This window comes from Myxococcus sp. XM-1-1-1 (assembly GCF_020037095.1).
GTDB lineage: Bacteria > Myxococcota > Myxococcia > Myxococcales > Myxococcaceae > Myxococcus > Myxococcus fulvus.
Window position 1 is genome coordinate 97131 of the sequence record NZ_JAIQDH010000030.1, and the last position, 7473, is coordinate 104603.

A 7473-nucleotide genomic window follows, 5' to 3' on the forward strand; every position below is an offset into this window, starting at 1 on the left:
CCACGCGGCGACTTGGGAGACGTCGCCTTCGCGTTGAGTCGCGCTCCATCGCGGACGGGTGCATGGCCGGCTCATGCGACGTGGGCCGTAAGCCCACGCGCCATGCCGCTCCCGCTCAGAGCGAGCCGAGGAACGCGAGCAGCGCCTCACGGTCCTCACGGGGCAGCCGCGTGTAGCGGGTCTGCGCGGGGGCCGCCTCGCCGCCGTGCCACAGCACGGCCTCCTCGAGGTTCCTCGCGCGTCCGTCATGCAGGAAGCGCGTGTGACCGTTCACCGTCGCCGTCAGGCCGATGCCCCACAGGGGCGGCGTGCGCCACTCCTGGCCGGTGGCCAGTCCGTCCGGTCGTCCATCCGCCAGCGCCTCGCCCATGTCGTGCAGCAGCAGGTCCGAGTACGGGTAGATGACCTGCCGCGACAGCTCCGGGAAGCCAGGCACCTCCCCCGTCTCCATCGGCTCGTCGACATGACACGCGGCACACCCGATGGCGCGGAACACCGCCTTGCCACGCAGCACCGCGGGCGCATCCCAGTCCCGTCGCTTCGGCACCGCGAGCAGGCGCGTGTAGAACATCAGCTGCTCCAGGTCGTAGGCCCGCACGTCGACGGCCTCCGGCGCCGCTCTGGCCTCCGCCTCCTGCGCGCGCGGATAGAGCTCGTTCGTCAGCCCCATGTCCGCCACCAGCGCATGCGCCACCTGCTGGAGCAGGGTGGGCTGATTCGCCTTCCACCCGAACCGCCCCATGCGTGTGCCGCGCGTCCGCACATCCTCGACCCGGTTGGCGCGTCCGGAGATGCCATCCTGGTCGCGGTCCTCGGCATCCTCCCGGACGAGCAGCGTCTCCTCGGGGAGGGCCTCCAGCAGCCCCAGCCCGAAGTTCGCCGGCGCCACGCGAGGCGAGAAGGGCGTGCCTTCACCCAGCGGCCCCTGGGCCAGGTGCTCGAACTGGTAGACGGGCCGCGCGAGCACGTAGGGCTCACCGGAGGAGAATCGGCCGGAGAACTCCTCGTGGCGCACCACCACGGTGCCCTCGCCCCGGAGCCCGCCCAACCGGTGCAGGTCGAGCTGCTCTCCATACACGGGATGCGGTCCCGGACCGTCAGGCGAGCCCAGCTGGAACGCGATGGACACGACGGGCTCGGAAGGGGACTCGGGTGGACGCCCGCGCCCGTCCTTCACGTGGCACGTCATGCACGAGCTGGCGCTGAACAGCGGCCCCAACCCCGGTCCGTGCGCAGGGTCGCTCCAGTCGCGGTCGAACACCCGCTTGCCGATGTGGAACTGGGGCCAGCGCGCGCGGTCCAGGTTCGGCGGCGAGCGACCGAAGGCGTTGCGCCCCGTGTCCTTCACCGTCGCACCGCCACCGGACAGCTCCTCGCCGGGCACCGACACGAGCGGCAGCTCGCCGAGCACGAGGGGAGGGGGCGGCGGAGGCCGGCCTGCCCGGGCCCACACGGCCGTGAGCATCATCGCTCCAAGGGGGATGCCCAGCAGGTACAGCCGCCGTCTCATCGCGAGCTCTCCAGGAACATCGATGAAGACGCCGGGCGGCGAAGGTGCTGCCACGCGCCGCCCGGCGCCAGCCCCATGCCTTGCGCGGCATGGGACCCGGAACTACTTCGCGGCCGGGACGAAGGTCTCGCTCAGGATGCTGAGCCCCTTGCCCGTCGCCTTCACGTCCATGCCCGTGAAGCCGTTGTACGGATAGTGGCCGTCGCCGATCTCCTCGACGAACTCGAAGGAGTCACCGGTGACCACCTTGCCGTCCGCCAGCGTCACGGAGAACGTGTTGCCCGGCGTGGTCATCTGCCAGCCGCAGGCGCCCACGTTGCTCTCGGCCGTGGCCTCACCCGTCTTGGTCCAGATGATGTCCAGCTCGTAGAAGTCGGCGACCGCCACCAGCCAGCGGAAGAAGTCCCGCCAGTTGGTGAAGACGATCATCGCGTTCGGGCTGTGGGTGGACGTGCCCTGCAGCACGCCCTCGCGGTAGATGTTCATGCGGAAGCCGGAGCCGCCCGGCGAACCGGTGAACGTCGGCGTCACGAAGGCCGAGTCCACGTCGCGGCCCGGCGTCACGCGCAGCGTGCTGACCACCTGGTCACCCGAGCGCGCCTCCAGCTGCAGCTGGCCCGTGGATCCCAGCGCCACCGACGTCGTCTGCGACCAGCGGGCCGCGCGGCCGAAGCTGCTCGACACGCCGTCCGTGCGGGCGCTGCGCAGGCCCGTCACGTTCAGGCCCTTGTCCGTCGCGGACAGCTGCGCGTTGCCCAGCGCGCAGCTCGTGATGCCGTCGAAACGCGTCATGCACTGCGTCTTCGCACCGGCCTCCTGGGCGGCGACCTCTCCCTCGGTGGACGTGGGCTCCTCGCCCTGGCAGCCCGACAAAACACTCAGGAGCGCGGCCGCCATCAGACGGCTCATCATCTTCAGCTGCATGGAATGACCTACCTCTTCAATAGGGGGAATGCGCTGCTCCGCCAGTGGCCTTCCGCATCCGGTGCCGGCCCTGCCCGGATGCCACCCTCCGGCGGCGCTCCTGTCCATTGCACCCCGCACGCCAACGCCTCCGGCCGTGTTTCACCTCCTCTGTATCAGCAAGCCTTTGCACCTCCGCGGCCCGCCCCTCTGTAGCGCCCACCGTCACAGGCGACGGGCGCCATGTATCGCGGCTTGCTACACACCCACGATTCTCACCGGATGAGGCATTCACCCAGGGTGATGGGCATTCGCTCCATGTCTGGTCATGCGAATGGCTCGCATTCCTAGAAGGGCTGTCAGGGCCGTGGAGCCGGGTACCCTGGACAGGGCGCGTCATCGGGTTTAGCGCGCCCACCCAGTGAGGTCGTTCCAATCCGCGAGCGATTACTACCCGGATATTACGCTGAGGCTGGAAGTGCACCCTGGGTCGAGGCCGCCTGGACAGGAATAATGCGGAACCGGTATAAAACTGTCCGTCAGACTGGAGACACTGGTGATTCCGCCAACCTCATACAAGTCCTGACGCTCTGAGAAGGGGGCATTCTCTATGGCTCGTTCGTCGTGGTCCCGCGGAGTGAGTGGTTGGTTGAACCGCGGCCTTTTCTCGTCTGCTCTGGCGGTTTCCTTGTCGGCGTGTGAGCCGGCCGGACAGGTCGAGCCTCCCAAGCCCTCCCCCGCCGAGAATGAGGAAGTGGCGGTGGATGCGAAGGCCCTGCTGGACAGCATGGCCGTGTTCTCGCTGCGTCCGCTGTCTCATGAGCCGGTGCCGCAGCCGGTGGGCAGCCGCATCATCAACAAGGCCGCGGCCATCCGGCTGGGCAAGGCCTTCTTCTGGGACATCCAGTCGAGCGGTGACGGCGAGACGGCGTGCGCCAGCTGTCACTTCGCCGCGGGCGCGGATGACCGCAAGAACAACACCATCCACCCGGGCTTCGACAACACGTTCGACAGCATCGCGGGGCCCGGCCAGGACTTCACGCTGGCGAAGATCACCAGCGATGACCGCGTGGGCTCGCAGGGCCCGTTCCGCGCCGCGTTCCTCGGCCTGGACATGGACAACCTGGACAACCCGGCGGACCAGTGCGTGGTGGTGCCGGCCGAGCCGTTCAACGAGTTCCGGCTGGTGGGCCCGCGCCACACGCCGACCGTGGTGGGCTCCGGCTTCTACCGCAACCAGTTCTGGGGCGGCGAGGCGAACGTCCTCTTCAACGGCGTGAACATCTGGGGTGACTCGGGCAACAACGGCCAGGGCTTCCTGGTGCGCATCGAGGGCGCGTCGCTGGCGTCGCAGGCCACCGGCCCCGTGACGAACTTCAGCGAGCAGGGCTGCTCGGGCCGTCAGATTCTCGGCCCCGACAGCCTGGGCACGAAGCTGATTCCGCGTCAGCCGCTGCGCCACCAGCGCGTGTCCGTCAACGACAGCGTGCTGGGCGCCATGGCGAACCCGGACGGCCCGGGCCTGCTCTGCAACGGCGTGCCGTGCACGTACGACCGGATGATTCGCGACGCGTTCGGCGACGCGCTGGCGAACGTCGGCGAGAACGCCTTCTCGCTCTTCTGGGGCGAGGCGCTCCAGGCCTACCAGGCCACGCTCATCCCGGACCAGACGCCGTTCGACCGCTTCCTGGGCGGCAACCTCTCCGCGCTCACGCCCAAGCAGCTCAAGGGCCTGTCCGTGTTCGTGGGCAAGGGCGAGTGCATCAACTGCCACACCGGCGCCATGCTGACCGACGCCACGGTGTCCTGGTACGAGATCGCCGGCCCGCTCAACCGCGACGGCGGCGACACGGGCTTCCACAACATCGGCGTGCGTCCCACCGAGGACGACCTGGCGCGCGGCGACCTGGGCGTCTTCGGCGGCGTGCCCAACTCCGTCAGCCTCTCCCCGTTCGACATGGGCGCGTTCAAGACGCCCACCCTGCGCAACGTGGGCCTCAACCCGCCGTACTTCCACAACGGCGGCTACCCCACGCTCGAGGACGTGGTGGACTTCTACGAGCGCGGCGGTGACTTCGCCAACCCGGAGAAGTCGCTGGACATCGTCCCGCGCACCTTCACCGCGAGCGAGCGCTCCGCGCTGGTGGACTTCCTGCGCAACGCCCTCACGGACTGCCGCGTCAAGACCTACCGCGCCCCGTTCGACCACCCGGAGCTGACGTTCCCCAACCGCGAGACGCTGCCCGTCACGGGCCGCGCCGGGCTCGGCGTCTGCAACTGACGCGAGGCCACCTCCCGTAACACGCCAGGCCACCCACGGGAGACTTGAGTCCCCTGGGTGGCCTCGCCCTTTCTGGCACTCCCGGACGCAAGGTTTGCGCGGGAGGCCCTGGCTACCCGGCTGGAACGCGGATGTCAGGGCTCGTGTCAAAATGGGCGCTGTCTCGACTCCCGGGGCTCGCTTGATGCTCCGGGGGCCTCGTGGAAGAGTTCCTGACCTTTGCGTCAGGTCTGAACAACGGGTTTCTCCCCAGGAGCAGTCGCATGAGTCAGCAAGCCGTGCCCATCGACCCGCATGAGACGCTGTACCTGCCCATGCGGCGCCGGTTCATGAGTGAGTACGTGCAGACGGAAGAGGGCACCACCGAGCTGCGCATCTACTACGGGCTCAAGGAGATCAGCATCGAGGAGCCCGAGCTGCACGCCTTCGGCGAGAACCTGCTCAAGCAGGACAGCTTCATGGCGGGCGTGGCCACGGGCTGGTCCACCGGTGAGCCGCTGCCGTGGGAGCGGGTGAAGGAGCTGCTCGAGCACCTGCTGTCGGAGAACATCCTGTCGCGCGAGGCGCCGAAGCTCGCGGCGGAGACCGACTACCACAAGATGGTCATGGCGGCGGAGGCCAAGCGCCCCGCGCCCGAGTCCCCCCTGTGGTGGAACCCCGACACGGAGGGCGTGCTCAAGCAGCTGGTGGGCCGGCCCATGGAGTTCGGCTTCCTGGAGGCGATGCTGCCGGTGCACCGCGCGGCGCACGCGGCGCTGGACGCGGAAGGGCGGCACATCGGCGAGAACAACGTCTTCCCGGACTCGATGCGCATGCGCATGGAGACCGAGTGGCGCATGTGCCCGTACCCGGGCAGCCGCTTCCGCGACGACGCGCTGATGAACGTCACGGCGCTCAAGTCCATGACCAAGGTCTGGAAGCCCTCGCTGCAGGCGATGCTCATCCTGCGCGACGAGTTCCTCAAGCGCTACCCGCTGCTGCCGGACGGCCAGTGGCGCATCGGCGACCTGCACGCGTTCAGCTGCGCGGTGCTCGCGCTGCCGTCGATGATGCTGCTCCGGGGGGAGAACCCCGTCCCCAACGGGACGCTGGACCCGCTGCTGTCGTCGGTGTTCCGCGTCACCGACGGCGTGCGCATGGTGAGCATCTACCTGATGTTCCTGCCCGAGCAGCCCATGCCGTACGAGACGCCCATCAACCCGGCGTCGCTGCTGCACCTGACGGAGCGCGACAACCACTTCCTGTCCACGCGCGGCGTGTGCGCCGGCCCGCCGCACATGGTCGAGGAGTTCTTCGCGACCATGCTGGACGGAAAGCCCCTGGCGGGCGAGCCGCTGCCCCCGCCGACGTGGCTGGAGGAGATTCCCGCCGCGTTCGACTATGGCCTGCGCGGCCTGCAGCTGTACTCGCTCCAGTTCACGCTCTGGGCGCACATGTGTCACACCTACGAGCGGCTGCGCGACATCATCCTCCAGGCCGAGGCCCCGAAGACGACCGGCTGGGGCCGGCTGCGCGAGCGGCTGGAGAAGGACTGGAAGATCATCCAGCCCACCCGTCAGCACACCGAGGTCCAGCGCGCCTGGGCCAAGGCGCGCTACGTGGAGATGTACGACCGCGCCCAGCGCGGCCTGCGCGGCTTCTCCGAGGACAAGCTGCAGCACATCTCCGACGTGTTCTCGCCGGCCAAGGACGCCGTGCACGAGGAGACGGTCCAGCAGCTGCGCGCGCTGTTCCGCGAGCGGGCCCCGGCGCCCGAGGGCGCCAACCCCGAGCTGACGGACCGGCTGGCGGACGTGCTCGCCGACTACATCACCATCGAGCGCTCCGCGGTGGGCACGCTGGACAACGTGCAGCGTGAGGTCAACAAGCTGCTCAAGCGCGAGCACCCCCAGCGCCACTTCACCAACCTGGACCTCTCCATCCACCACCGGCTGCGGTTCGCCACCATCGGCGTGCTGCCCTACCTGATGGAGGTGTTCCGTGAGGAGCTCGGGCTGACCATCCAGGACGACGTCGCGTCCGTCACCATCACCCAGGGCAACCCCCGCGCCGTGGCCGCGTGAGATGACGCGGTGTTTCACTCCCGGGCCTGGAGCCATGATGGAATGTTTCAGGCCCGGGAAGCTTGACTCACATGTTTCACCGACTTATATCGGAGTAGCCAAAAACGTCAGTTAGCTGAACTGTCGCGATTGGTGCTGATGCCTCGGAGTCCTGGAGGAAGCCCCATGCAGATCAAGACGAAGGTTCGTGGCGGTCCCCGTAGCTGTGGTGGTGGGGTCGTCATCGCTGTCTGAGTCGTTCTGTCGCTGAGGTTCTCACCTCTCACCAGGAGCATGCACATGCAGATCAAGACCAAGGTTCGTGGCGGTCCCCGTAGCTGTGGTGGCGGCGTTCTCGTCAAGGCTGTCTGAGCTGTGCAGTAGCTGAGGTCCTCAACCTCTCACCAGGAGCAAGCACATGCAGATCAAGACCAAGGTCCGTGGCGGTCCCCGTGGCTGTGGCGGCGTCATCGCTGTCTGAGCTGTGTTGTCGCTGAACCGCTGAACCCGTTCTCTCTTTCACCAGGAGCAATCCAGATGAAGATCAAGACCAAGGTTCGTGGTGGCCCTCGCGGCTGTGGCCCCGGTGGCATCAGCTACGAAGTGCTGGAGTAGTCGTCGCCCGGAGTCGTCGTTCACGCATCACACACCAGGAGCAAGCACCATGAAGATCAAGACCAAGGTTCGTGGCGGTCCCCGTGGCTGTGGTCCCGGCGGCATCAGCATCTACTACGAGC

Annotated in this window: 4 protein-coding genes; 2 read left to right on the forward strand and 2 right to left on the reverse strand. The window is 68.0% G+C overall.

The features are described 5' to 3' along the window. Positions 1-115: 115 nt before the first annotated feature. Both K8640_RS37850 and K8640_RS37855 read right to left on the reverse strand, forming a co-directional pair. A complete protein-coding gene (locus K8640_RS37850) occupies positions 116-1510 on the reverse strand; it encodes a di-heme oxidoredictase family protein (protein ID WP_223751548.1) in 1395 nt (464 codons plus the stop codon). Positions 1511-1612: 102 nt separating this feature from the next. Beyond that, positions 1613-2434: a hypothetical protein gene (locus K8640_RS37855; protein ID WP_223751549.1), complete on the reverse strand. Its 822-nt coding sequence runs from the start codon at positions 2432-2434 to the stop codon at positions 1613-1615. Positions 2435-3173: 739 nt separating this feature from the next. On the opposite strand from K8640_RS37855, the gene K8640_RS37860 reads away from it, so the two are divergent. Both K8640_RS37860 and K8640_RS37865 read left to right on the forward strand, forming a co-directional pair. Further along, positions 3174-4694 (forward strand): cytochrome c peroxidase, encoded by a 1521-nt coding sequence (locus K8640_RS37860; protein WP_223751550.1) that lies wholly within the window; start codon positions 3174-3176, stop codon positions 4692-4694. 263 nt (positions 4695-4957) lie between these two features. Beyond that, positions 4958-6757, forward strand: coding sequence for a hypothetical protein (locus K8640_RS37865; protein ID WP_223751551.1), 1800 nt, complete (start codon positions 4958-4960; stop codon positions 6755-6757). The last annotated feature ends 716 nt before the right edge of the window (positions 6758-7473 follow it).